The sequence below is a fragment of the Pseudomonas sp. P4_C3 genome, from assembly GCF_056402075.1.
In genome coordinates this window covers 1-21,695 of record NZ_JBFUIC010000077.1, presented here as the reverse complement: position 1 = coordinate 21,695, position 21,695 = coordinate 1, and the positions used below count along the sequence as shown (strand labels likewise).

The 21,695-nt window shown below is 58.1% G+C and carries 19 protein-coding genes and 1 pseudogene; 9 read left to right on the top strand and 11 right to left on the bottom strand.

What is annotated here, in order from left to right; translation table 11 throughout:
* The first annotated feature begins 233 nt into the window (after positions 1 to 233).
* Positions 234 to 1,859 (top strand): methyl-accepting chemotaxis protein, encoded by a 1,626-nt coding sequence (locus AC1DVH_RS14825; RefSeq protein ID WP_477754442.1) that lies wholly within the window; start codon positions 234 to 236, stop codon positions 1,857 to 1,859.
* A gap of 60 nt (positions 1,860 to 1,919) precedes the next feature.
* On the opposite strand, the gene AC1DVH_RS14820 is transcribed toward AC1DVH_RS14825, so the two are convergent.
* Positions 1,920 to 2,225, bottom strand: coding sequence for a PepSY domain-containing protein (locus AC1DVH_RS14820; RefSeq protein WP_108215173.1), 306 nt, complete (start codon positions 2,223 to 2,225; stop codon positions 1,920 to 1,922).
* Positions 2,226 to 2,432: 207 nt separating this feature from the next.
* A complete protein-coding gene (locus AC1DVH_RS14815; protein ID WP_477754441.1) occupies positions 2,433 to 3,560 on the bottom strand; it encodes a glycerophosphodiester phosphodiesterase in 1,128 nt (375 codons plus the stop codon).
* 211 nt (positions 3,561 to 3,771) lie between these two features.
* Here AC1DVH_RS14815 and AC1DVH_RS14810 point away from each other — a divergent pair, with 211 nt between their 5' ends.
* Positions 3,772 to 4,098: a DUF2025 family protein gene (locus tag AC1DVH_RS14810; protein ID WP_477754440.1), complete on the top strand. Its 327-nt coding sequence runs from the start codon at positions 3,772 to 3,774 to the stop codon at positions 4,096 to 4,098.
* A 142-nt stretch (positions 4,099 to 4,240) separates the two neighbouring features.
* On the opposite strand, the gene AC1DVH_RS14805 is transcribed toward AC1DVH_RS14810, so the two are convergent.
* Positions 4,241 to 4,564 carry an antibiotic biosynthesis monooxygenase family protein gene (locus AC1DVH_RS14805; protein ID WP_477754439.1) on the bottom strand — a complete coding sequence of 108 codons (324 nt, stop codon included), beginning with the start codon at positions 4,562 to 4,564 and terminating at the stop codon, positions 4,241 to 4,243.
* A complete protein-coding gene (locus AC1DVH_RS14800) occupies positions 4,561 to 5,268 on the bottom strand; it encodes a CTP synthase C-terminal region-related (seleno)protein (RefSeq protein WP_477754443.1) in 708 nt (235 codons plus the stop codon). The genes AC1DVH_RS14805 and AC1DVH_RS14800 overlap by 4 nt, the downstream gene beginning before the upstream one ends.
* Before the next feature lie 15 nt (positions 5,269 to 5,283).
* On the opposite strand from AC1DVH_RS14800, the gene AC1DVH_RS14795 reads away from it, so the two are divergent.
* A complete protein-coding gene (locus AC1DVH_RS14795; protein WP_477754438.1) occupies positions 5,284 to 6,225 on the top strand; it encodes a LysR family transcriptional regulator in 942 nt (313 codons plus the stop codon).
* Positions 6,226 to 6,231: 6 nt separating this feature from the next.
* Here the strand turns inward: AC1DVH_RS14795 and AC1DVH_RS14790 are convergent, their stop codons facing one another.
* Both AC1DVH_RS14790 and AC1DVH_RS14785 read right to left on the bottom strand, forming a co-directional pair.
* Entirely contained in the window at positions 6,232 to 6,765 is a 534-nt protein-coding gene (locus AC1DVH_RS14790) for a DUF1003 domain-containing protein (RefSeq protein ID WP_477754437.1), read from the bottom strand.
* Between the two features lie 125 nt (positions 6,766 to 6,890).
* On the bottom strand, positions 6,891 to 7,502 hold the full coding sequence (locus tag AC1DVH_RS14785; protein WP_477754436.1) for a TetR/AcrR family transcriptional regulator: 612 nt from the start codon (positions 7,500 to 7,502) through the stop codon (positions 6,891 to 6,893).
* A 215-nt stretch (positions 7,503 to 7,717) separates the two neighbouring features.
* On the opposite strand from AC1DVH_RS14785, the gene AC1DVH_RS14780 reads away from it, so the two are divergent.
* The gene (locus AC1DVH_RS14780; protein WP_477754435.1) at positions 7,718 to 8,776 is read left to right on the top strand and encodes an MBL fold metallo-hydrolase; all 1,059 of its coding nucleotides are present in this window, start codon (positions 7,718 to 7,720) and stop codon (positions 8,774 to 8,776) included.
* Positions 8,777 to 8,837: 61 nt separating this feature from the next.
* On the opposite strand, the gene AC1DVH_RS14775 is transcribed toward AC1DVH_RS14780, so the two are convergent.
* The 3 genes from AC1DVH_RS14775 to AC1DVH_RS14765 form a co-directional block, all read right to left on the bottom strand.
* Positions 8,838 to 9,089, bottom strand: coding sequence for an XRE family transcriptional regulator (locus AC1DVH_RS14775; protein ID WP_477754434.1), 252 nt, complete (start codon positions 9,087 to 9,089; stop codon positions 8,838 to 8,840).
* Between the two features lie 10 nt (positions 9,090 to 9,099).
* The gene (locus tag AC1DVH_RS14770; RefSeq protein WP_477754433.1) at positions 9,100 to 9,417 is read right to left on the bottom strand and encodes a helix-turn-helix domain-containing protein; all 318 of its coding nucleotides are present in this window, start codon (positions 9,415 to 9,417) and stop codon (positions 9,100 to 9,102) included.
* A gap of 119 nt (positions 9,418 to 9,536) precedes the next feature.
* A complete protein-coding gene (locus AC1DVH_RS14765; protein WP_477754432.1) occupies positions 9,537 to 10,502 on the bottom strand; it encodes a hypothetical protein in 966 nt (321 codons plus the stop codon).
* 262 nt (positions 10,503 to 10,764) lie between these two features.
* On the opposite strand from AC1DVH_RS14765, the gene AC1DVH_RS14760 reads away from it, so the two are divergent.
* The 5 genes from AC1DVH_RS14760 (at position 10,765) to AC1DVH_RS14740 (ending at position 20,556) form a co-directional block, all read left to right on the top strand.
* A complete protein-coding gene (locus AC1DVH_RS14760; RefSeq protein WP_477754431.1) occupies positions 10,765 to 12,531 on the top strand; it encodes a SulP family inorganic anion transporter in 1,767 nt (588 codons plus the stop codon).
* Positions 12,532 to 12,704: 173 nt separating this feature from the next.
* A complete protein-coding gene (locus AC1DVH_RS14755) occupies positions 12,705 to 16,208 on the top strand; it encodes an alkaline phosphatase family protein (RefSeq protein WP_477754430.1) in 3,504 nt (1,167 codons plus the stop codon).
* Positions 16,209 to 16,271: 63 nt separating this feature from the next.
* Positions 16,272 to 16,517, top strand: a complete 246-nt coding sequence (locus AC1DVH_RS14750; protein WP_477754429.1) for a type II toxin-antitoxin system Phd/YefM family antitoxin — start codon at positions 16,272 to 16,274, stop codon at positions 16,515 to 16,517.
* A 617-nt stretch (positions 16,518 to 17,134) separates the two neighbouring features.
* Positions 17,135 to 19,240 (top strand): AAA family ATPase, encoded by a 2,106-nt coding sequence (locus AC1DVH_RS14745; RefSeq protein WP_477754428.1) that lies wholly within the window; start codon positions 17,135 to 17,137, stop codon positions 19,238 to 19,240.
* Entirely contained in the window at positions 19,237 to 20,556 is a 1,320-nt protein-coding gene (locus AC1DVH_RS14740; protein WP_477754427.1) for an McrC family protein, read from the top strand. The genes AC1DVH_RS14745 and AC1DVH_RS14740 overlap by 4 nt, the downstream gene beginning before the upstream one ends.
* Positions 20,557 to 20,601: 45 nt before the next feature.
* Here AC1DVH_RS14740 and AC1DVH_RS14735 read toward each other — a convergent pair whose 3' ends face one another.
* Together AC1DVH_RS14735 and AC1DVH_RS14730 are read right to left on the bottom strand one after the other, a co-directional pair.
* Entirely contained in the window at positions 20,602 to 21,099 is a 498-nt protein-coding gene (locus tag AC1DVH_RS14735; RefSeq protein ID WP_477754426.1) for a BRO-N domain-containing protein, read from the bottom strand.
* Between the two features lie 358 nt (positions 21,100 to 21,457).
* A pseudogene (locus AC1DVH_RS14730) lies at positions 21,458 to 21,695 on the bottom strand (IS4 family transposase); the annotation flags it as partial.

Genomic DNA, 21,695 nt, shown 5'->3' with positions numbered 1-21,695 from the left:
GTTCACTTGAACGGCATCATCGCAAGCGGGGATGACGGTTTTGTGACGGGAAAATAACGCAAACGATTGCACTACCGGCGGTCGGAATTTTCTCAAGAACCGCTCTGGCTTGCCGATCACGCTTGGGTTGGATTGCGCGCCCCCGGCCATCGGCCGTGATCGCAGACAGGGAAGTCCGGACACTTTTCACGCCTTACCGGGGCGTGCCTCATTCCCGTCATGAGTACCATCCGATGCTTTTGCAAAAGTCCCTGAGAGCACAAATTCTCGCCCTGCTGAGCGGCAGCCTGCTGGCGACTCTGTTGATCGCGCTGGCGTGCTTTCACTTCCTGTCCAGCGGCGTGCATAGCTACGCCAATCTGATCGAAGGCCCGCTGYATACCTCGCAGTTGATCGATGAAGCCAACCTGCAATTCAAGGTGCAGGTGCAGGAGTGGAAAAACGTCCTGTTGCGCGGCAAGCAACCGGCGGACCTGAGCAGGAACTGGGGGCAATTCGAAGACCGTCAGCGCGATGTGCAAAACATCCTTGGCGAGCTGGCCGCGCAGAAGGGCATCGAGCCGCAACTCAAGAGCCGCATCGAGCGCTTGCGTGACGAACATCGCCAGTTGGGCGCGGCCTATCAGAAGGGCCGGGACGCGTTCGTGGCCGCCGGTGGTGACCCGACGGCAGGCGACGCGGCGGTCAAGGGCGTGGACCGCGCGGCCAGCGATCAGATGAGTGAACTGGTCAGCGAGTTGCGCAAGCAGGGCGCCGAACAATCGACGCTGATTAGCGCCGCCGCCGATCGCACGGTGATGCTGGGGATCATGGTGATGCTGGTTTCGGGGCTGCTGATCGGCCTGCTGAGCCTGTGGCTGGTCAACCGCAACCTGGTCGAGCCGATCCGCAACCTGATCGAGTACGTGGCGCAACTCAGCCAGGGTCGTTTTGGCGAGCGCGTGGCCAGCACTCGCCAGGACGAGTTGGGCAAACTGGCGATGGCCGCCAACACCCTGCGCGATTTCCTTGCCGAAACCTTCAGCCGTTTGCAGCGCAGCGCGTCTGACCTGGACAGCGCCAGCGGTGAGTTGAACTCGATCGCCACCGTGATGGCCGGCGGTACCAACGAGCAGTTCAACCGCACCGATCAGGTGGCCACGGCGATGAACGAAATGTCCGCTACCGCACAGGAAGTGGCCCGTCATGCCGCCGAAGCGGCACGGGCCGCCGATGATGCCGACCAGTCCGCCCAGCAGGGCGAAAAAGTCATGCAGGGCACCATCCACACCATCACCCAAATGCGCGGCGAAATCGCCAACACCGCCACGGTCATCCGCCAACTGGAAACTGACAGTGGGCGCATCGGCAAAGTGCTGGAAGTGATTCGCGGCATCGCCGAACAGACTAACCTGCTGGCACTCAACGCGGCCATCGAAGCGGCCCGCGCCGGTGAAGCCGGACGCGGATTCGCGGTGGTGGCCGATGAAGTGCGAAGCCTGGCCCAGCGCACGGCGGCGTCGATCATCGAGATCAACCAGATCATCCAGACCGTGCAGACCGGTGCAATCGAAGCAGCCCAGGCGATTGAAAGCGGTCAGTCGCGCAGCGAGCAGAGCGTGCAGCAAGTGACCGAGGCCGGCGCCATGCTCGAACGCATTACCCTGGCCGTGGAAGCCATCCGTGACATGAACCGCCAGATCGCCACTGCCGCCGAAGAGCAGACCTCGGTGGCCGAAGACATCTCGCGCAACCTCACCGAGATCACCAGCATCGCCAGTACCAACCTGGACAACGTGCAGCGCACTGAAGCGGCCAGCAGCAACCTGCATGGTTTGTCGGGGCAGTTGAACGAGGTGACGGCGCGTTTGAGCGCTTGAGTCCAGAATGCACAAAAGCCGCACGACTTCTCAATCGTGCGGCTTTTGTGCGCTTCGGGATCAGGTGTCCTGTTTGTTCTTCAGGACCTTGCCGTTGGAGGCATCGATGTCCACATCCCACTCGACGTTTTTGGCATCACGCAGTTCGACTTCGTACTCGTAACCGTTGAAGTAGTTGTCCAGTTCGGTTTTGGTGATCGTTGCACCCGGGTGCAGATCCAGCGCGATCCTGTTCAGATCTTCCAGCGACTTGATCTTGCCGTCCTTGACCAGTTGCGGGATCTCATCGACTCGCACATCGGCCTGGGCCAGGCCCGCGGCGAAGGTCAGGGTTGCAGCGGTCAACAAAGCAGTCAGGGTCTTCATGGGCTTCTTTCCTTGGGTGATCCGTTCAAGTGAGATCAGGTTACCTTGTGTAAATTAATCCACCCTTAAAACCCCCGACATGTCCTGCATCAATCCCTGTGGGAGCGTGGCTTGCCCGCGAAAGCGGAGGGTCAGTCAACGTGGATGTTGAAGCTGATGGCCCTATCGCGAGCAAGCTCGCTCCCACAGGTTTTGTGCAATTCGGCATCAGTAGCCGTTGTTCTGTAGCACCTGCGCCACACTCGCCGCCGCCGGGCGTTTATAGAACTTCAACAACTCACTGGCGCGATTGGTGAAGATGCCGTCGACACCGGCTTCCATGACTTTCTGGTAGTCCACCGTATCGTCGATGGTGTAGACGTGCACCAGCAGGCCCTGGTCGTGGGTGTACCGGTTCATCCACGGTTGCACCAGATCGGAGTAACTCTGGTCGCCGCCCTGGGTCAGTGCGGCGGACGGGCCGGTGCCGATGGCGCCCTGGGCCTTGGCGTAGTCGACCCAACGCTGGAATTCGGCTTTGTCCTTCGGTTCCTGTGCGGCGTAGTACGCGGCCTTGTCCTTTTCGCCGGACTCGGCAAATGTCACCTTGGACCTGGGCTCGATACTGCCTTCACCGACCCACAACAGCAGGATTTTCGGCACCGTTGGCATCTCCTTTTGCAGCAGTTCGAGGCTGCTCTTCTCGAAGGTCTGCAGGACCACCTTGCCTTTGCCCTGGCCGACTCCCAGTTCGCTTTTCGCCAGTTTCGAACCGGTCGGGCTCAGCCAGCCACGGTCCTGAAGTTTTTCCTTGAGGTCGTGTTCGATGCCGGGAAACTGCTTCGGCTCCTTGGTCTCGATGTACAGGCCGGGCTTGTGCAGGGCGTTGCCCTCGGCGATGTCGATGATTTCATCGAGGGTCAGAATCTTCAGGCCCGCGAAGGCGGGACGTGCGCGATCCGGGTACGCGGCATTGAACCAACTGCCCGCATCCAGGGTTTTCAGCTCGGCCATGGTGAACGCATTGGCCGGGCTGTCCTTGCGCTCGGGGAATTTGCTGGCGACGTCGGTGGTGCGTTGCAGATTGTTGTCGTGCAGGGCAAACAGCACGCCATCCTTGCTGCGCTGCAGGTCCATTTCCAGATAGTCGGTGCCCAGGTCGCGGGCAGTCTTGTAGGCGGCGGCGGTGGATTCCGGCGCATCGAACGACGCGCCACGGTGGGCGATCACCGCTGGATGCGGAATGCCCAAGCGGGTCGCCAGTGCCGCAGGGCCGGGTTCGCTGGCGGCCTGTGCATGGCCGAGGCCGAGCAACAGGCTCAGTAACAGGGCGCTTTTAGTAACGGTTGTGGGCATGGTCGAGATCCTTTCGCAATGAGTGAGCGGTCCCTTTTAACAACTGATCTTTGCAGGCGCTATCRCGAGACCGACACAAACCTGTCTAAAGCTGATTTTCGTCAGCGCTTTTGTGCACCCGTTTGCAGTACGCTGGGGCCCTGCAATTTCCCCGGCAGAGGGAAACGCAGGCCCTGCGTGCAAACCAACGATCACCATTGCGGGGTTTACCATGCGCATCACTTCCCAGCTCATCTGCCAGGCTGCCGACCAACTCAAAGGCTTCGTCGGCCTCAACCGCAAGACCGGGCACTACATCGTGCGCTTCAGCGAAGACTCGTTCGGCATGGACGTGGCGGACGACGGCATCATCCCGACCAGCGAATTCGTCTGGGCCACTGGTCCCGGGCAGACCGTGACGCTCAAGCGCGAATTGATTCAGTTGTTGCTGGACCAGAACATCGATGACCGGATCAACATCACCGAGCCGTTGCGGGTGTACATGAACCGGCGGGAAGTGCCGGAGATTTCGGCGGTTCGCAGTTTGGTTCAGGGCTGAGTTTTTGCGGTGAATTGACTGGCCCCATCGCGAGCAAGCTCGCTCCCACAGTGTGTTGTGTCGGGTACATGACTTGCGTACACCCACACACCCTGTGGGAGCGAGCTTGCTCGCGATGGCGGCCAGAAGAACTCTAAATCAGTTACTGATTGAACCCATAAGCCCGCTCAACCCGGCACACCCGCGTATGACACCGCGAATACCAGGTCGAGCGCCCACGCTCGCGAATCGCACTGTGCTCCGGATGATGCTTCCACGCCAGAATCGCCGCCTCACTGGCCCAGTACGACACCGTAATCCCAAGCCCATCCTCGCCCCGCGCCGATTCCACCCCGAGAAACCCCGGCTGTTCACAGGCCAGTTCCAGCATCCGTGCGGCTGCTTCTGCGTAACCCTGGTCACCTTCGGTGCGCACCGAGGTGAAGATCACCGCGTAATAAGGCGCGGCTGGCGTATCGGCGATCATGACGACCGCCCCGCACAGGCTTCGACAAAGGCGCCAACCAACGGCGGCAAGACGCCCTTGAGCGCCGCTCGCTCGGGCTGGAACAAGGTCGCGACAAAGAACGGATGACCGCTGAGTTCGACCACGCGCAGTCCTTGTTCCGAATCGTGGCCGACGGCGTGCAGTTCGCGCTTGAGCAGCTCCCTTTCGAACTGCGGATTCACCCCATAACGACAGCGATAGCCTTCACGAGTTTCGGTGCTTTCGTACGCATCGGCGATCAACGAACCCTCAAGCAAATGAATCGTATCGACTGCCTCCACCAGCGCGCACGACAGTGGCGTCAGCAGCGCCCGCGTTGCATCGGGTGAAGTCTCGCCGTGTTCGGCATCCGACCAGCCCAGCACATTGCGCGCGTATTCCAGCACCGCGTGTTGAAAACCACCGCAGGTGCCGAGGAAAGGTCGCCGTCGTTCGCGGGCAAAACGGATCGCTGTCAATGCGCCGTCCGTACTGCGGTAAGGGCTGGCCGGTACACACCAGAAGCCATCGAAGGTGTGCAGCGGTGACTCGGCGTGGATTTCATCGGTGGGCAGCCATTGCCATTGCACATTCAGACCGCTGTGTTCAGCGGCCTTTTCGAGGGCGACGGGAATGGCCTGGTGGGCGGTGACGTGTGGGTCGCAGTCGCCGATCAGGGCGATGCGAATCGGGCGGTTTTCCATGAGTGGCCTCTGCACTTGTTGATTCCTGATGCCCACTATAGATTGGCGTTCACGCACTCAATATTGGCGTTCTCCCAAGTGATCAATGCAGTGGCGCACTATCGACTGGACTATCCGGACCTGGCCCTGATCCTCGCACTGGTACGCGGCGGTTCTCTGGCCCGGGCTGCGCAACTGCTGAAAGTGGATGTCTCGACGGTGTTTCGAGCGGTGCGCCGGCTGGAGGCAGCACTGGGCCAGCAACTGTTCGAAAAAAGCCGCGCCGGTTACCTGCCCACCACCCTGGCGCAGTCCCTGGCTGAACAGGCCGAGCGCGCCGAGCAGGCGCTGGAGGCTGCGCGCATCGGTGTCGAGCAGGGCGGTGAAGTGATCAGCGGCATCGTGCGCCTGACCTGTACCGATTCGGTCCTGCAAGGTTTGCTGTTGCCGGCGCTGGCGCAGTTCATGCCGAACTATCCGGCGCTGACCCTCGAACTCAGCACGTCCAATGATTTTGCCAACCTCAGCCGTCGGGATGCCGATATCGCCCTGCGCCTGACCCGCACGCCGCCGGAGCATCTGGTGGGACGGCGACTGGCGGATATTGCCTACCGCGTGTGCGCCAGCGAGCGATACCTGCAATCGGTCAACACCACTGACCTGGCCTCATTGACCTGGATCGCCCCGGATGAATTCCTGCCTGATCACCCGACCGTTTCCTGGCGTCGCCAAGCCTGGCCTGGCGTAACGCCGGGTTATCGCTGCAACAGCATGCTGTCGGTGACCGAGCTGGTCAGGGCGGGGCTGGGGGTCGCGGCGTTACCGGACTTTTTGATCGGCGACGGATTAAAGCCACTGGGCGAGCCGTTGCACGGATACGACACCGCGCTGTGGCTGCTGACCCGTCCCGACTGTCGCGCCTTGCGCTCGGTGGTCACCTTGTTCGATGAGTTGGGACGGGCGCTGAAACTGCCGTGAAACCGTTCAGGTTCTTGGCTCATCCTTGCGCACCAGGTGCTGATGCATTTCCGTGGTCAGGTTTTCGATGCGCTCGGTAAGGCTCTTGGTCATCTCCGTGAGACGGGTGTTCTGCTCAAGCAACTCCAGCAGTTGCGCAGTGTTTTTCGCGGCTTGCGCCTGTCGCTCACTGTTGGCGGTCGCCAGCGCTTCGCGGTGCTGCGCATCGGCCTCGGATTGGGCTTTGTCCCTCGCAGCCTGGCGAGTCTGGGCCAACAGAATCAATGGCGCGGCATAGGCCGATTGCAGGCTGAAAGCCAGGTTGAGCAGGATGAACGGGTACAAATCGAAATGGGTGAAACCGGACAGGTTGAGGCACACCCAGATCACCACGATCAGCGTTTGTGCGCCGAGAAAAGTCGGTGTGCCGAAGAACCGCGCAAAGGCTTCGGCGCGCAGGGCAAACTTGTCATTGCCAAAGGTCGGCGCGAGGTGGGCATGAGGGCGATGGAAACGCAGGTGATCGACGTGGGCGGCGGTTTCGTGGCTCGTGCTGGTCATGATGCTCTCTGTCTGGTGCTGGGACTGAGGCTCACTATAGCCTCAGTGCCAGTTTCATTCTGAAACACATCGCGCCATTCAAATCAGAGCCATCAATCCATCGACACTGCCGTCGACCTTGTCATTTATTGCACCTGATAGCAGGCCAGAAACATGTCCAGCGCGGAATCCGCCACCGTGTTTTGCTCCTTGGCTGACAAGCCGGGTTGCCCCATGGAAATCTGTGGCCAGAATGCAAAGGACTTGAGCAGGCCATGGATCTGTTGAGCGGCGAATTCGGGAGCCACGGGCTTCAATCGGCCATCCGCTTGAGCGGCTCGAATCCACACTGTCAGCCCTTCTTCGCGTTCGCCCATTCGCGCCACCATATCCTGCGCCCGCTCCGGGGAATGAATCGTCGCCGCTATCGCCACCCGCGCCAGGTCGAGAAAATTGTCATCGCCCATCATTTGCAGCTTGGCCATCAGCAACCTGCGCAGTTGATCGCGCAGCGGCAGGTCGGGACGGTAGGACGTTTTCTGTTCTGCCGTCACCCGGATCCATAACTGATTGAGGATCTCGGCGAACAACTCTTCCTTGCTGGGAAAGTGGTTGTACACCGTGCGCTTCGACACGCCGGCAGTGGCAGCAATCTTGTCCATGCTGGTGATCTCGAAACCGTTGTCACGGAATTCGTTGATCGCGGCTTGAATGATCGCTTGGCGTTTTCGGTCGGTGAGGCGCTGTGGAGCTGTCATAAGTACGCTTCGGCAGGAAGAAGGGGGGAATTACACTCAGCAGTTTACTTGTCATCGACTTTGATGCAACCTAGAAACTACACTGTGCAGTGTAATGTTTTGTTAATCCTGCCCAGTAAAAATAGAAAGTCCGGCTGATGCGTGCGTGCCTTGGCCATTTATCGTCCCAAAGCGGAGAATCGCGTCATGCGCGGTTTTTCTGGAGTCATTCAGTCATGGCCAATTCAACCTCCCCGGCGGACAACGCCTCCACACCTGAAGCGTCCCGACAGGCTCAAGGGCAGTATCAAAACTTCACGCCGGTGCAACGTTTAAGTTTTGGCAAAACCATGGGCATCCTGTGGAACGTGCTGTTCCACAAACCGCAAAACACCCGCCCGAGTACGCCCGTCCCGGTGCAAGCCCTGACTCGAGCCGCATTGATCGCCGCGCCCAACCACAGCGTCTATCGCCTGGGCCACTCTACGGTGCTGCTCAAGCTGCGCGACAAATTCTGGATCACCGACCCGGTCTTCGCCGAGCGTGCCTCGCCCGTGCAATGGGCCGGCCCCAAACGTTTCCACCAGCCACCGATCAGCCTGGAAGAATTGCCACCGATCGAAGCGGTGATCCTGTCCCATGACCACTACGACCACCTGGATTACCAGGCCGTGCTGAAGCTCGCGGACAAGACCAAATACTTCCTTACCCCGCTGGGCGTAGGCGACACCCTGATCAAGTGGGGTATCGACGCCAGCAAAGTCCGCCAACTGGATTGGTGGCAAGGCACGGAAGTCGAAGGCATCCAGTTCATCGCCACCCCGTCGCAGCACTTTTCCGGCCGTGGCCTGTTCGACAGCAACAGCACCCTCTGGGCCTCGTGGGTGATGATCGACGGCGACACACGCATCTTCTTCAGCGGCGACAGCGGCTACTTCGACGGCTTCAAACGCATCGGCGAACAGTACGGCCCATTCGACCTGACCCTGATGGAAACCGGTGCCTACAACGTCGACTGGCCGCACGTGCACATGCAACCCGAACAAACCCTGCAAGCCCACCTCGACCTCAAGGGCCGCTGGCTACTGCCGATCCACAACGGCACCTTCGACCTGTCGATGCACGCCTGGTACGAACCCTTCGACCGCATCCTGGCCCTGGCCTGGGAGCGCAACGTATCGATCACCACGCCGCAGATGGGCGAGGCGTTCAACTTGATGCATCCGCAGCGCGGTGGTGCGTGGTGGCTGACGGTGGAAGGGGAGAGTGAGCGGGTGGTGGTGCAGAACGCGTAGAGTTGTGATCCCGGCCGGTCTGCGGACCGGCTTGGGAGCTCAACTAAATCAGTTAGCCACGCTAGTTCTTTAACTGCTCAAGGAACCCCGAGATCTTTGCCACGCTCAGGTCGCGAAACTTCCCTCGAAGTATTTCGTTTAGTTCTTCGATAGACATTCCGAGCTTCTGCGCGGCGCCAGTCTTACTCAGCTGACCGCTTTCCAGCAGAATGCCAATCTTCATAACGCATTCAGATTTGGTCCGCATATCACCAGCATCGGGAATGCCCAGTGCCTGATATACGCAGTTATCGCCATCGTCGATTTCGTTCATCTGTTGACCCTCACTCCACCATCGCAAAATCCGCCCGACCAACCGGATTCGGCGTAGACCCTTTCACATTCATCCCTCGACCCGGCGCAAACCCCGGGAAGAACACCAACCCCTCCGATTCGAACCGATAGGCCAACGCCAGGCGCGTGACATCCAGCACCTCCTGTCGTGCCTCGAAGCGTTGAATGGCCTCCACCGAAACCCGGGATTCCCGCGACAGCTCTTGCACACTCCAACCCAGCATCGCTCGGGCCTGGGCGCAGTGGGCCGGGGTGAATTGGAAGAGGGCGATACGTTCCAGGGTGATTTTCATCGCTTGAGAGGCCATGGTGTTCTCCGGGCTCGAGAGTGTTGGTCAAAATATACTGTGTTTTTGTACAGTTGTTTTGAGCCCGGATCAAACGCATTTTTTGATTTGTCTTTTCAGCCAGACGAACGGCACTGCGCTTATTTGCCCGCCAACCCCGGCGCTTCCCGCACAATAAAGTGATCCAGGTTTTCAATGTTGGCGCTGAACACCCCGAACGTCTGCTCGGGGTTTTTCTTGCTCGGCACCTGCTTCAGCTCGGGCGTCACCCCGTAAAAGAAGCAATACAGCTCCCGCCCACTCTCGATGGCGTGCTTGATCTCCTCCAGGAACGCCTTGCGTTTGCGGTAGCTGTCGATGAGTTTTTTGCTCAGGTAGACATTGACCGAGTAAGGCTTTTTCTCGAACCAGACCTTCTTCTCGAAGTCGATGCGAAAACTCTGGGTGTAGTCCTTGATCTCCTTGACCTTGCCCCAGTAAATCAGTCCCTTGTTGTCCTGCAGGTATTCGATCTTCTTGAAAAACGACCCGTAAGGCGCGGTGTGCTCGCCAATCTTCAGCGGCAYGCGCTTGAGCAAATCCTTGTCGTCGAAGTTTGAAACGAAACACTCCACCGGATGGGCAAAGACGCTGGTCTTGTCTGGGGCCGATTCCCTGCTCGGTTGCTCGAGGTTACTAGCAGCCTTAGGCGCCAATGGCTTATCCCGAACCACATCGGCAATCACCACCGGACTGGACGGCTTACGCACATACTCCCGCCGAGTCAGTAACAATTCCGACGGGAAATGTTCCTCGCGACTGTCATCCGTTTCCGCCTCATCCGCCCCCGACGCCGGCGTCTTCAAGCTGACATAAGGGCAACCCTCGACATGCCGCGTACTTGGCAAGTTCTTGAAGTGCGGCGTGCGCACGTAATTCACGCTCTTGGCGTTGAACGTGCCTAGCTCATTGGCCGTATCGAACGCCAGGCGACAGGCATCGTTGGGGCACTGGAAGTGTTCCCTGGCGGAATCGAAATCCATCGTCTCGTCGAAATTCAGGTCCCGAACGTCGTAGATCGACAACTTGTCGTTGAGGCTGAGGCAGTAGGCGAGGTCGAATTTCATGTCGGGTTCCAGGTCCTTTAGGTGACCAGCTTCCAGTGATGGCGCATTCGAAGCAATAGCTACACTGAGATCACTTCGATATCGCCGAGTCTGCAGAGTCCATCAAAGAGGGAATGCTGACTGTAGGAGCGAGCTTGCTCGCGATGGTCGTTAACGATTACGCGTGTTTACAGGTTAAACGCAGCGCTCTTGAGTCCATCGCGAGCAAGCTCGCTCCTACAGAATTTTTAAATGAACAGCATTACATCAACGAGGGCGGTTAATGAGCCATTCAGATGCTTCGCCGCCCGTTTCGGAGCCGGGTCGGATAGCCCGCCGGGACGAGCAGACCGGTTGGCGCCGCTGGCTACCGGGACTGGGCATGCTGCGCGAATACCAATGGGCATGGCTGCGTTACGACATCGTGGCCGGCCTGGTGCTGACCACGATGCTGGTGCCCGTCGGTATCGCCTATGCGGTGGCTTCGGGCGTGCCGGGCATTTATGGCCTCTACGCGACCATTGTTCCGCTGCTGTTTTATGCCTTGTTCGGCCCCAGCCGAATTCTGGTGATGGGGCCGGATTCCTCCCTGGTGGCCGTCATCCTTGCCGTCATCCTTCCACTCTCCGGCGGCGATCCGCTGCGTGCCGTCGCCCTGGCGGGGATGATGGCGATCGTCTCGGGAGCGGTGTGTATCCTGGCCGGTATGGCACGCTTGGGTTTTATCACCGAGCTGCTGTCCAAACCGATCCGCTACGGCTACATGAACGGCATCGCACTGACCGTATTGATCAGCCAGTTGCCCAAACTGTTCGGTTTTTCGATTGAGTCCAACGGTCCGTTGAGAGACCTGTGGGCTATTACCTCAGCGGTGATGGAGGGAAAGGTCAACTGGACCACCTTCATAGTGGGCGGGCTTACCCTGGCGGTGATCCTGCTGCTCAAACGATGGCCGCGGTTGCCGGGCATCCTGATCGCGGTGGTTGGCGCGACGGTCGCGGTGGGAGTACTCGACCTTGCGACACGCTCCGGCGTGAAGGTCCTCGGTTCGCTCCCGCAAGGCTTGCCCGGATTCGCCATCCCCTGGATCACCACCGCCGATATGGTCCCGGTGTTGATCGGTGGTTGCGCCGTCGCACTCGTCTCGTTCGCCGACACCAGCGTGCTCTCCCGTGTCTATGCGGCGCGGACCCGTACTTACGTCAACCCGAACCAGGAAATGGTGGGCCTGGGCATCGCCAACTTGGCTGCCGGTTTTTTCCAAGGCTTCCCGATCAGCAGCAGTTCGTCACGTACGCCCGTGGCCGAGGCTGCCGGTGCCAAAACCCAACTGACCGGCGTCGTCGGCGCACTGGCGGTTGCCCTGTTGCTGCTGGTGGCGCCGGACCTGTTGCAGCATTTACCGTCCAGCGCACTGGCGGCGGTGGTGATCGCCTCGGCCATTGGCTTGATCGAAATCACCGACCTGCGCCGGATCTATCGCATCCAGCGTTGGGAATGCTGGCTATCGATTGTCTGTACGGTCGGCGTGGCCGTGTTCGGCGCGATCGAGGGCATCGGCCTGGCCATCGTGATTGCGATCATTGAGTTCCTCTGGGATGGCTGGCGCCCGTACTCCGCGGTGTTGGGCCGCGCCGATGGAGTCAAGGGCTACCACGACATCAAACGCTACCCCGACGCGCGTCTGATACCCGGCCTGGTCCTGTTTCGCTGGGATGCGCCCTTGTTCTTCGCCAATGCCGAGCTGTTCAGCGACCGAGTGCTGGACGCCGTGGCGGCATCGCCCACGCCCGTGCGTTGGCTGGTGGTCGCCGCAGAACCAGTCACCAGCGTCGACGTGACCTCCGCCGACATGCTCGCCGAATTGGACGACACCCTGCACGCGGCGGGCATCGAGTTGTGCTTTGCCGAGATGAAGGACCCGGTCAAGGACAAGCTCAAGCGGTTTGGATTGTTTGCGCGTTTGGGGGAGACGGCGTTTTTTCCAACGGTCGGGGCGGCTGTGAATAGCTATGTCGCGATGTATTCGGTGGATTGGGTGAAAGGATAGGTGCTCCCGTCATTGGACAAGCCCCCATCGCCTGACTAGCGTTGTCTGGCAGATCGAATCGCCGCATGCCGCTGGGTCAAGCGCCGGATCAGGCGAATTGTCCAGCCATCCAAGCCTTGATTGCCGTGAAACCCGAGAGATCGAAATAGAGACTTCACAGCAAGGAGCGCACCATGCCGAACAACTGGCCCGCCGGGATTGAGCACGTTGTCGTACTGATGATGGAAAACCGATCATTCGATCATCTGCTGGGGGATTACACCCGCATCAACCCGGCGTGTGACGGTATCGACCGTAACGCGCCCAGCACCAATGCGCTGAAGCTGGCCAATGGTAATTCGACGGTGATCACTCAGGCATCGGAGTTCCCGGAGAACTACAGCCTGTGGGCGCCGCCACCCCCTCTGCCTCCGGCGCTGCCGCCGAGCAACAGCGAGGGTTTCGACCTTGGCCACGAGTTCGTCAACGTAGAGAAACAACTGGGCGTCTCCTTCAAGACCAGCCCGGCCAACCCCACGCTCGCCGGTTTTGCCCAGGACGCCTACGACAAGGCCCGCACCGACCTGAAGGTGTACAAAACCTGGTCGCAATCCATGGCCCAACGGGCGATGAACTACATCCCGTTCGGCGCCACCCCGGCCGACGATACGTTACCGGCAATTCATGGACTGGCACGCAATTTCACCGTGTGTGATCGCTGGTTTTCCTCAGTGCCAGGCCCAACCTGGCCGAACCGTTTTTTTGCCATGCTCGGCGGTTGCAATGGTCACTTGCTGATGCCCTCCACCGGCACAGTGCTGGCCGGGATCAAAAGCCTGATTGCGCAATTCGGCGGCGAGAGTATTTTTTCGCTGCTGCGCAACAATGGCCACGACGCGCGCATTTATTCCGACGGCGCAGTCCCGCTGGCGGCGTTGGTCAAGGGTGGTTTGCAGCACCTGAGCATCGACGACTTCAAGTCGGACGTTGCCGGCAACAAACTCCCCGAACTGTCGTGGATCGAGCCGAGTTATGGCCTGCTCAACGGCAAGCTCGGGCCCAACGTGTCCCATCATCCGCCTGAAGACCTGCGCTTTGGCGATCAGTTTGTCGGTGAGATATTCAATGCCTTGTCGGCCAACACCGCTGTCTGGAATAAAACCCTGTTCGTGCTGCTGTACGACGAGCATGGCGGCTTCCATGACCACGTGGTGCCGCCGACTTGCGTGGCGACCGGTTCAACGGTCGATGTCCCCTGGAAAAATCCTTTCACCCGGCTCGGCGTTCGTGTACCGGCGATCCTGGCTTCGCCGTGGCTCAAGCCAGGCTTGATACCCTGGACAGGCGATGTCCAGGCGCAGCATTACGATCACACCAGCCTGCTGGCGTTTCTTTGCGATCACTTCAAATTGCCACGCAGCGCCCTCGGCCCACGGGTGGTCGCCGCGCAGCACTTCGGCAATGCGCCCATCTGGCGCACTGCACCGGGTGTATCGGCTGCGCCAAAGTTGACGGCCACCGTGGTGCCGAGTCGCGCCGGGTTGCCATTGATCGAGTCCGAACTGGCGACCCAAAGTCGACAGGTGGTGGACAGCGCTACCGGTTACCTCGACGGCCTCGATCCAGAGCAGATCTGGAAGAGCAGCGCCCAATGGGTCAGCGGTTTTCTCGGCAACCGCAGCCGTGCCTTGGCTGATCCGGGGCAAGYGGCACTCACGCCGGCCGCGCCCAGTGCGGACAGTCTGGAAGCGAAACTGCGGCGCCTGCAGGATTTGATGGTCACTGCCCAAGGGCAAACGGTGCCACCGGTTGCGGCGCCGGCCAGCAAAGCCCTGGTCGAGCCAGGGGCGGAGGTCGCGCCAACACGGCTGCGTGTCCTGTGCCTGCCCGGTGTCGGGTTCAGCCGGGCAACGGGCGGGCAGGGCGGCATCGACGCGAACTGGCAGGAGCAATGGCGCACATTGATCCGCACTCAACTGGCACAGAACGGTCGCCCCATCGATGACCAGGACATCGACTTTCTGATTTTTGATGAGCAGCTCAAGGAAGGACCGGATTTCGCCCAGATCACCCGAGGCCTGGCGATGCTGAGGGCCGACGCCAGGGGCAAGGCCGACGAGAACTTCGGCAGTTGGGGCCTGCCGGTCAATCAGATGCTGCGCACCACGGTGGGCGCCCTCGTGCAATGGATCGAAGACGCCGATTTGCGCACGGAGTTGACTCAACATCTGCTCACAAAGATCGAGGCATTCAATCCGCAGATCATCTTCGCCCAAGGCCTGGGCAGCCTGATCGGCTACGACGCCCTGCGCCGTTCGGTGGCGAAAAAAGGTTCGGCGCTCAAGCGCATCGATGGCCGAGTATTCGTCAGTTTTGGCTCACCGATCGCACTGCCGCTGGTGATGCGCGAAGTGTGGGGCGGGCGGGTCTTGCGCCTGAGCGAAAACGGCCGAGGCATCCGCCGCTGGTTCCACCTCCATAACCCCAACGACGGCTTGCTGACCCGGCCGATCACTTCGCCGGATTCCGCGCGAGTCGACCTGCAAACCGAATTCACCTTGCCATTGCGCGATGATCTGCTCGACCTCAATCACGCCGCCCAGGCCTACTTGTCGTCACCCACCAGCCAGACCGGCCTCTGGCCGCAACTGGCCCGCGATGTGGTGGCCGCACGGGCACTGGAAGTGCCGGCGTTCCTGTCCCGCAGTGGCCAACGCAAACGCCGCGCCCTGGTGGTCGGCATCAACGATTACCGCGACCCGAGCGCACGCCTCGACGGCTGCATCAACGACACCTACCTGATCAGCCGCATGCTTCAGGAAAGCGGCTACGACGCCGGCGACATCCGTTTGCTGCACGACGCCCGAGCGACCCGAGCCAACTTCGTCGAGCGCCTCGAATGGCTGGTGGAAGGCGCCCGCGCCGGGGATGAGCGCGTGTTGTTCTACTCCGGCCACGGCACTCAATTGCCGGTCTACAGCAGCAGCGGCGAAGCCGACTGCATGGACGAAACCCTGGTACTCCACGACTTCGACTGGGACGACGAAAGCACCCACTTCACCGACAAACTGTTCCGCCAGTTCTACAGCCACCTGCCATTCGACCCGGACGGCCACGGCGCCAAACTCACCGTCATATTCGACTGCTGCTACGCCGGCGGCATGACCCGCGGCAACGGCCGCGTGCGCGGCATCACCCCACCCAGCGACATCCGCCACCGCATGCTGCGCTGGGACCCCTACGCCGGCGACTGGGACCGCCGCGTCTACGCCGTCGACGCCGACCGCCGCGACTTCAGCGAACAAGACAACAAAACCCGCGGCCTCACCCGCACCCGCACCACCCAAGGCGCCGCCGCCGGCCTGCGCCCCGAGAAAAAAGCCCAACTGCTGCGCCAAGGCAAACTCTACGGCCACCACGGCCCCTACATGCCCCTGATGCTCTACGCCGCGCGGGAAAACGAAAAGGCCAGCGAATATGTGGCGGGCTCCAACCACTACGGCGCCTTCACCTACGCCCTGGTTGAACAACTGCGCAAATTGCACCAGGAGGATGCGACGTTGGGGTTTGATCAGTTGATTGAGCGGGTGGGGAGTGTGCTGAGCGCCAGGTCGTTGGGGCAGACACCGGAGATCGTTGGGCCGAGTGGGGTGAGGGCGGCGGTGTGTCCGTGGCGGATTAGTGGGTTGGGGAGGTGAGGGGGCTGGCCTATCGAAAAGCTACGGCTTCGGCTAGTTTGGCTAACTCCATGGAGGTGCCAAATGACTGAGCGGGTAAAAGTAAACATGCGCGAAGCCAAATCACAGCTTTCTCAACTTGCTGAGCGCGCATGGAATGGTGACAACGTTGTGATTACCAAAAACGGTAAGTCTTACCTGGATCTGTTACCCCATCTCGATACAGCCCGGGYGCGAAAGCCTGGGCGGTTGAAGGGGGCAATTCGGATGTCTGCGGATTTCGACAAGACTCTCGATGATCTAATCGATGGATTTGAGGACCGTCTATGAGGTGCTTGCTGAATTGATGTTTCCCAAGCCGACGCAGATCCCCTGTAGGAGCGAGCCTGCTCGCGATTCGCAAGACCAACGCAGCAACCAAGCCAGCCACCAACCTTGTGGCGAGGGGGCTTGCCCCCGTTGGTCCGCGAAGCGGCCCCAAATGCTGCAACTTGGGTACATCAGATAAACCGAATTGTGCGGATTGACTGCTGCTCGCCTCAAAAAAATGGCTGTCTGAAACTCGGACAGCCAAGAAAATTCAGCGGTCCTGATAACACAGACGTTCCCGAGCCAACCGCAGACCCCCTGTGGGAGCGAGCTTGCTCGCGATGGCATAGGTGAATATGTCGCATAAACAAAGTCTGCCACCGAGTCCCTAAGTGGACTTCGCTCGGCAGAACGACTGTTTGATGATCGGCGGTCGAGTGCTTCTAATCTCCGTAGCCTCGCCTCTCTGTACTGCTTTACCCGTGATATCAATGTGGTTACCGTTGTAGGATTAATCTCCTGCGGCTGTAGCCTGTTTCCATGGTCGGGTTTTGGTTCCTATAACTCCTACCGACTTTGATCGAGCCGCCACCACGCGATGCCCATTTTTTGCTCATGTAGCCAAGGAAAGCGACTCGATGACCTCGCCTGCACTCAACCAGATTTTGTTTGGCCCCCCCGGTACCGGGAAGACTTTCGCCACCATCGAGGTAGCGCTAGAAATCCTTGCTCCTGAGTTTCTTCAGACCAACAAAGAAAATCGGGCTGCGCTGAAAAAGCGCTTCGATGAGTTAGCCGCAGACGGACATGTCGAGTTCGTCACGTTTCATCAAAGCTTCAGCTACGAAGACTTCGTTGAAGGCCTACGTGCGGAAAGCGGAGACGACGGGCAATTGCGCTATGAAGTTGTTGATGGTGTGTTCAAAAACTTGTGTACCACTGCCAGCGCTAAAGTCACCCAACAAGCGCCAGCGCCTATGGACATTGAGCAGCGTCGCGTCTGGAAAATGTCATTAGGCAACATTCACGGAGACGATGCGTACATTTTTGATGAGTGCAAAGAAAACAGCTATGCCTTGCTTGGTTACGGCGGGTGCATCGATTTCAGTGGTTGCAAGAGTAGGGAAGACATAGCCCAACGTTTCGCGGAGGCAGGCGAGGTTCTACCTCAAAATGCGTATGGGATTACCGCCGTTTACAGCTTTCTGCTGAAGATGAAAATTGGTGATTTGCTGGTAGTGACCGAAGGGAATAGTAAGTTCCGGGCGATTGGAGAGGTGACTGGCGAGTACCGATGCCTGAGTGGCGAAGATCGTGAGTTCGAGTACGGCCAATGCCGCTCGGTGAAGTGGCTACGAATTTATGAACCGGCCCTGCCACATGATCAACTCATGAATGGAAAGTTCACCCAGCGCACGCTTTACGAATTGAGTCCTGGATCGTTGGACCGCAGTAAGCTGGCTCAACTACTGGGTGCTGAATCTTCGGTTGCTACAACAGAGGTTGGCCCGAGCGAGCTTTTTAAACTGGGTGATAACTTCGGAACCGGTTACGTTGTAACCCATGCTTCTGCCGATATTGTGGAGTTAAGTAAACCTAAAGGTAACCAATTGCCTATAGGTATGAGTATTCTGAGTACGCTTGCAGGCTATGTGCGAGAAGGTCGTTTATCCATTGCAGATATACGCAACCGGCTCTTATTTAAAAAAGTACCGGAAACCAAGCTTGATCCACACTTGGTCAATGGTTATCTCAATGTTTTGCCCGCCTTGGTTGAACACCTCTTGAAGGTTTCGTCTAACCACTCAGCGGTAACGGTAAAAGCTCCGGGAAATGATGCCCGCGTACTGATCATTGACGAAATAAATCGCGGCAATATCTCTCGGATTTTTGGTGAGCTGATCACGTTAATCGAACCTTCCAAACGCGCGGGAGCCGATGAGGCTTTGAGAGTTACACTGCCATACTCGAAGCAGCATTTCAGCGTACCAAGCAATGTCTATCTAATTGGTACTATGAACACTGCTGACCGTTCATTGTCCAGCCTAGATATCGCATTGCGTCGTCGTTTCACTTTTCGTGAAATGCCGCCTAAGCCGGAGTTGCTGAAAGATATTGCCGTGGACGAACTCAATGTTGCCCAACTCCTGATAGTGATGAATCAGCGAATCGAGATGCTGCTTGATCGAGATCATTGCTTAGGGCATGCGTATTTCATGCCGTTAGTGAGTGATCGAACGCTGGAACGGTTGGGGCAAATCTTTCGCGAGCAAGTGCTTCCGTTGCTACAAGAGTACTTTTTTGAAGATTGGCAGCGGATTCAGTGGGTACTCAACGATCATCGAAAATCCCCTGAAAATTGCTTTATCGAACAGCCACCATTCACCCCCGATTCATTGTTCGGCGATCAAGTGGTGCTCAACAACCAAAATAACCAATGGCTTATCAATGAAGAGGCTTTTGCCCGGATCGAGTCTTATTGGGGGGTCATAGATCACCAAGCAACACCTCCAAAGCTGCGGGACGCTATCGAAGCTGAAAAAGGCGATATCCAGATTCGACAACTCGAAAGCGGTTCCATCGAGGTTTTACAGGCTGGGAAGGTTGTTCGCCCCTCTAAGCCTATATTGCGCGACCTAGCGGCAGAGCATGGCCTGATAACACACCATTCAAGTGGCCGTGAGTTTAATACCCGTCATCTCGGTGAGGCAGTTATCAGTGCATTGAAAGGTGTGACGGTGTGAAACCCGTCATCACGGTCCGTGAATACGCAAGGCTGACGACAGATAACATCACTGCGCCGACGCTGGATATCGCTCAAGTATCAGTTTCCGCCTTCGATTGGTTGTGCAAATTAAATGCTTCTTTCAGCAGCGCTGGGGCTGCGCTGGTTCAGCTTGAGAATCGTTGTTTGCTCAAGCTCGACAACTACGTCGGCGTATTGGAAACCCCCTGTGGTACGCGCCTTGAAATTCTTCCCAAGCATTTCGAGCGAGAGGATTGCATCAAGCAGAGCAGAGCGTTGCTGAGGCGCATGATCCAAGCTTCCCTAGATTTACCCACCCGTGAAGTCGGTGCGGCGGATCTTCAGAGTTTCGATGCGCCACTGAGCGAATGGGTCATGGGTCGATTCTTACTGGCTTTGGATCACTTGATCAATCGAGGCCTACGCTTTGACTACCAGCGAGTGGAGGAGGAACAGCGATTCCTGCGTGGTCAGTTAGATGTGGTCAAGCAAATGCGCCAACCCCCTGGTCGACAACACCATTTCCAGATACGACATGAAATTTATTTGCCCGACCGACCAGAGAATCGCTTAATCAAATTCGCGTTAGATCAGGTCTGCAAAGCAACAAAGGATGCTGGTAACTGGCGACTGGCTCATGAGTTAAGAACCGTGTTGTTAGAGGTGCCTACAAGCCGTAACGTGCAGCAGGACTTCAAGCAATGGAGTAACGAGCGACTGATGGCACACTACGCACCGGTGAAACCATGGTGCGAGCTGATCATCAAACAACAGATGCCTTTAGCAGTCGCTGGGGAATGGCACGGCATGAGCTTGTTATTCCCTATGGAAAAGCTATTTGAGCGTTATGTAGCTGCGAGCCTAAATAGGGACCTGCTACATGATGCGCGACTGCTCACCCAAACCCGCAGCAAACACCTGTGTAAACATAGGGATGAAAACTTCTTTCAGCTGCGGCCGGACCTGATGATCCACCATCAGCAGAAAAGCTGGGTGCTCGACACAAAGTGGAAGCGGCTGAGTTCATCGGGAGAGTATAAAAACTACGGATTGAAACAATCAGATTTTTATCAGTTGTTTGCCTATGGTCATAAATATCTATCGGGTAATGGGGAGTTGGTGCTGATCTACCCAAAACAAGCTGCGTTTGATGCCCCATTGCAGGTGTTCGAATTCGCACCACAACTTAAGCTCTGGGTGCTGCCATTTGATTTGGAACAGGGCATCTTGATAGGTGGGCCTGAGGGATTTCCACTGCAATCTCAGTGGTTACAGAAGACCAGTGGTGAGTCGATTGGATGTTCGGCGGGCTAAGTCAATATAGGGTGCAGAAGGTTGCACCCTTTTTGCGACAACCTGTTAAAACAGAAAAAACTGCGAAACCTTCCGCCACCAAGACGTTTGCCGCTGGCCCAGCAGTAAACAAGGCATATCCCGCAACCGAATCCACGGCTCATCCTGCCAGTGCAGCAGGCTCAGCGACATTTCCGGCCAATCCAATAAACTCAGCATCGGCCGATCCGAATGACTCGACTGCTCCGCATCACGTAAGGCCGGCACCACTTGATGGGTGATCCACTCACGCAGCAACCGATTTCCTGGCGCGTAGTGATACACCAACAGCGCATATACGCCGGACTCACTGAGCATCAACTGCTTTTCCGGTTGCCGGTAATACTCAATCCAAAGCGTGCGGTGCTGGTCTTTGTCTAGCTTGTTGACCATGCGTTCACTTAGATGGAAACCCATCAAGCGGCCGATATCTCGGGCGCAGAACCATGGTTGGTTTTCTAGGAGGAGGGCATGGAGAGGAAGGTTGTGGCGGGTGAAGACTGTTACAGAAAAGAGATCAGACATGACCGATCTCCATGATTCGGAGAGTGACGAGAAGGTTGTGTTCAGGCATATCCATTACCTCTACGTTTGGACTTTGGCGGGCCTGACCCCAACGTAGAGTGGACATAAGAAGCTCCAACGAGCAAAAGCCTCACACAGCCGTACGATAGATCACCAAGGGTGACTGCTCGTCTGTGCAATTGGCTAGCTTTCTACGTTGGGCGTTTCTTAGGCACCTGCAGTAGAGCTTAGGGCTGCTTGGAATGGCCCTCAATACAGAAGGTGCTGGAATACATGTAGGAGATTTAGCTACTACCGAGATTGCGAGTAAGAGTTTTCCTACCTCATAAAAAAAGCCCCGATCAGATCGTAATGCTGTTCACTTAAGCGGAGCAGCCTTACGGTCCACCGGAAACCGGGTTTTTGAAATTTTCACYGTCCTTGGCCTCGAAGGCCTTGGGCGGTGATCCAGAAACATTCCCCCAACACCTGCCCTTAACTCTGCCAATCGCCTCCCTGTGGCTGAAACCGGATTGGCCGCTGCCATCACGATCAGTTGGACGGCGATGTACTGGCAGGCCGGTTTGAAGCGGATGTCGCTGGGCGCTCGGCCAAAC

Excerpts from the sequence above, each read along its gene's own strand:
- AC1DVH_RS14820 (WP_108215173.1), bottom strand. The coding sequence starts at position 2,225 with ATGAAGACCCTGACTGCTTTGTTGACCGCTGCAACCCTGACCTTCGCC.
- AC1DVH_RS14815 (WP_477754441.1), bottom strand. The coding sequence starts at position 3,560 with ATGCCCACAACCGTTACTAAAAGCGCCCTGTTACTGAGCCTGTTGCTC.
- AC1DVH_RS14810 (WP_477754440.1), top strand. The coding sequence starts at position 3,772 with ATGCGCATCACTTCCCAGCTCATCTGCCAGGCTGCCGACCAACTCAAA.
- AC1DVH_RS14805 (WP_477754439.1), bottom strand. The coding sequence starts at position 4,564 with ATGATCGCCGATACGCCAGCCGCGCCTTATTACGCGGTGATCTTCACC.
- AC1DVH_RS14800 (WP_477754443.1), bottom strand. The coding sequence starts at position 5,268 with ATGGAAAACCGCCCGATTCGCATCGCCCTGATCGGCGACTGCGACCCA.
- AC1DVH_RS14790 (WP_477754437.1), bottom strand. The coding sequence starts at position 6,765 with ATGACCAGCACGAGCCACGAAACCGCCGCCCACGTCGATCACCTGCGT.
- AC1DVH_RS14785 (WP_477754436.1), bottom strand. The coding sequence starts at position 7,502 with ATGACAGCTCCACAGCGCCTCACCGACCGAAAACGCCAAGCGATCATT.
- AC1DVH_RS14780 (WP_477754435.1), top strand. The coding sequence starts at position 7,718 with ATGGCCAATTCAACCTCCCCGGCGGACAACGCCTCCACACCTGAAGCG.
- AC1DVH_RS14775 (WP_477754434.1), bottom strand. The coding sequence starts at position 9,089 with ATGAACGAAATCGACGATGGCGATAACTGCGTATATCAGGCACTGGGC.
- AC1DVH_RS14770 (WP_477754433.1), bottom strand. The coding sequence starts at position 9,417 with ATGGCCTCTCAAGCGATGAAAATCACCCTGGAACGTATCGCCCTCTTC.
- AC1DVH_RS14760 (WP_477754431.1), top strand. The coding sequence starts at position 10,765 with ATGAGCCATTCAGATGCTTCGCCGCCCGTTTCGGAGCCGGGTCGGATA.
- AC1DVH_RS14745 (WP_477754428.1), top strand. The coding sequence starts at position 17,135 with ATGACCTCGCCTGCACTCAACCAGATTTTGTTTGGCCCCCCCGGTACC.
- AC1DVH_RS14735 (WP_477754426.1), bottom strand. The coding sequence starts at position 21,099 with ATGTCTGATCTCTTTTCTGTAACAGTCTTCACCCGCCACAACCTTCCT.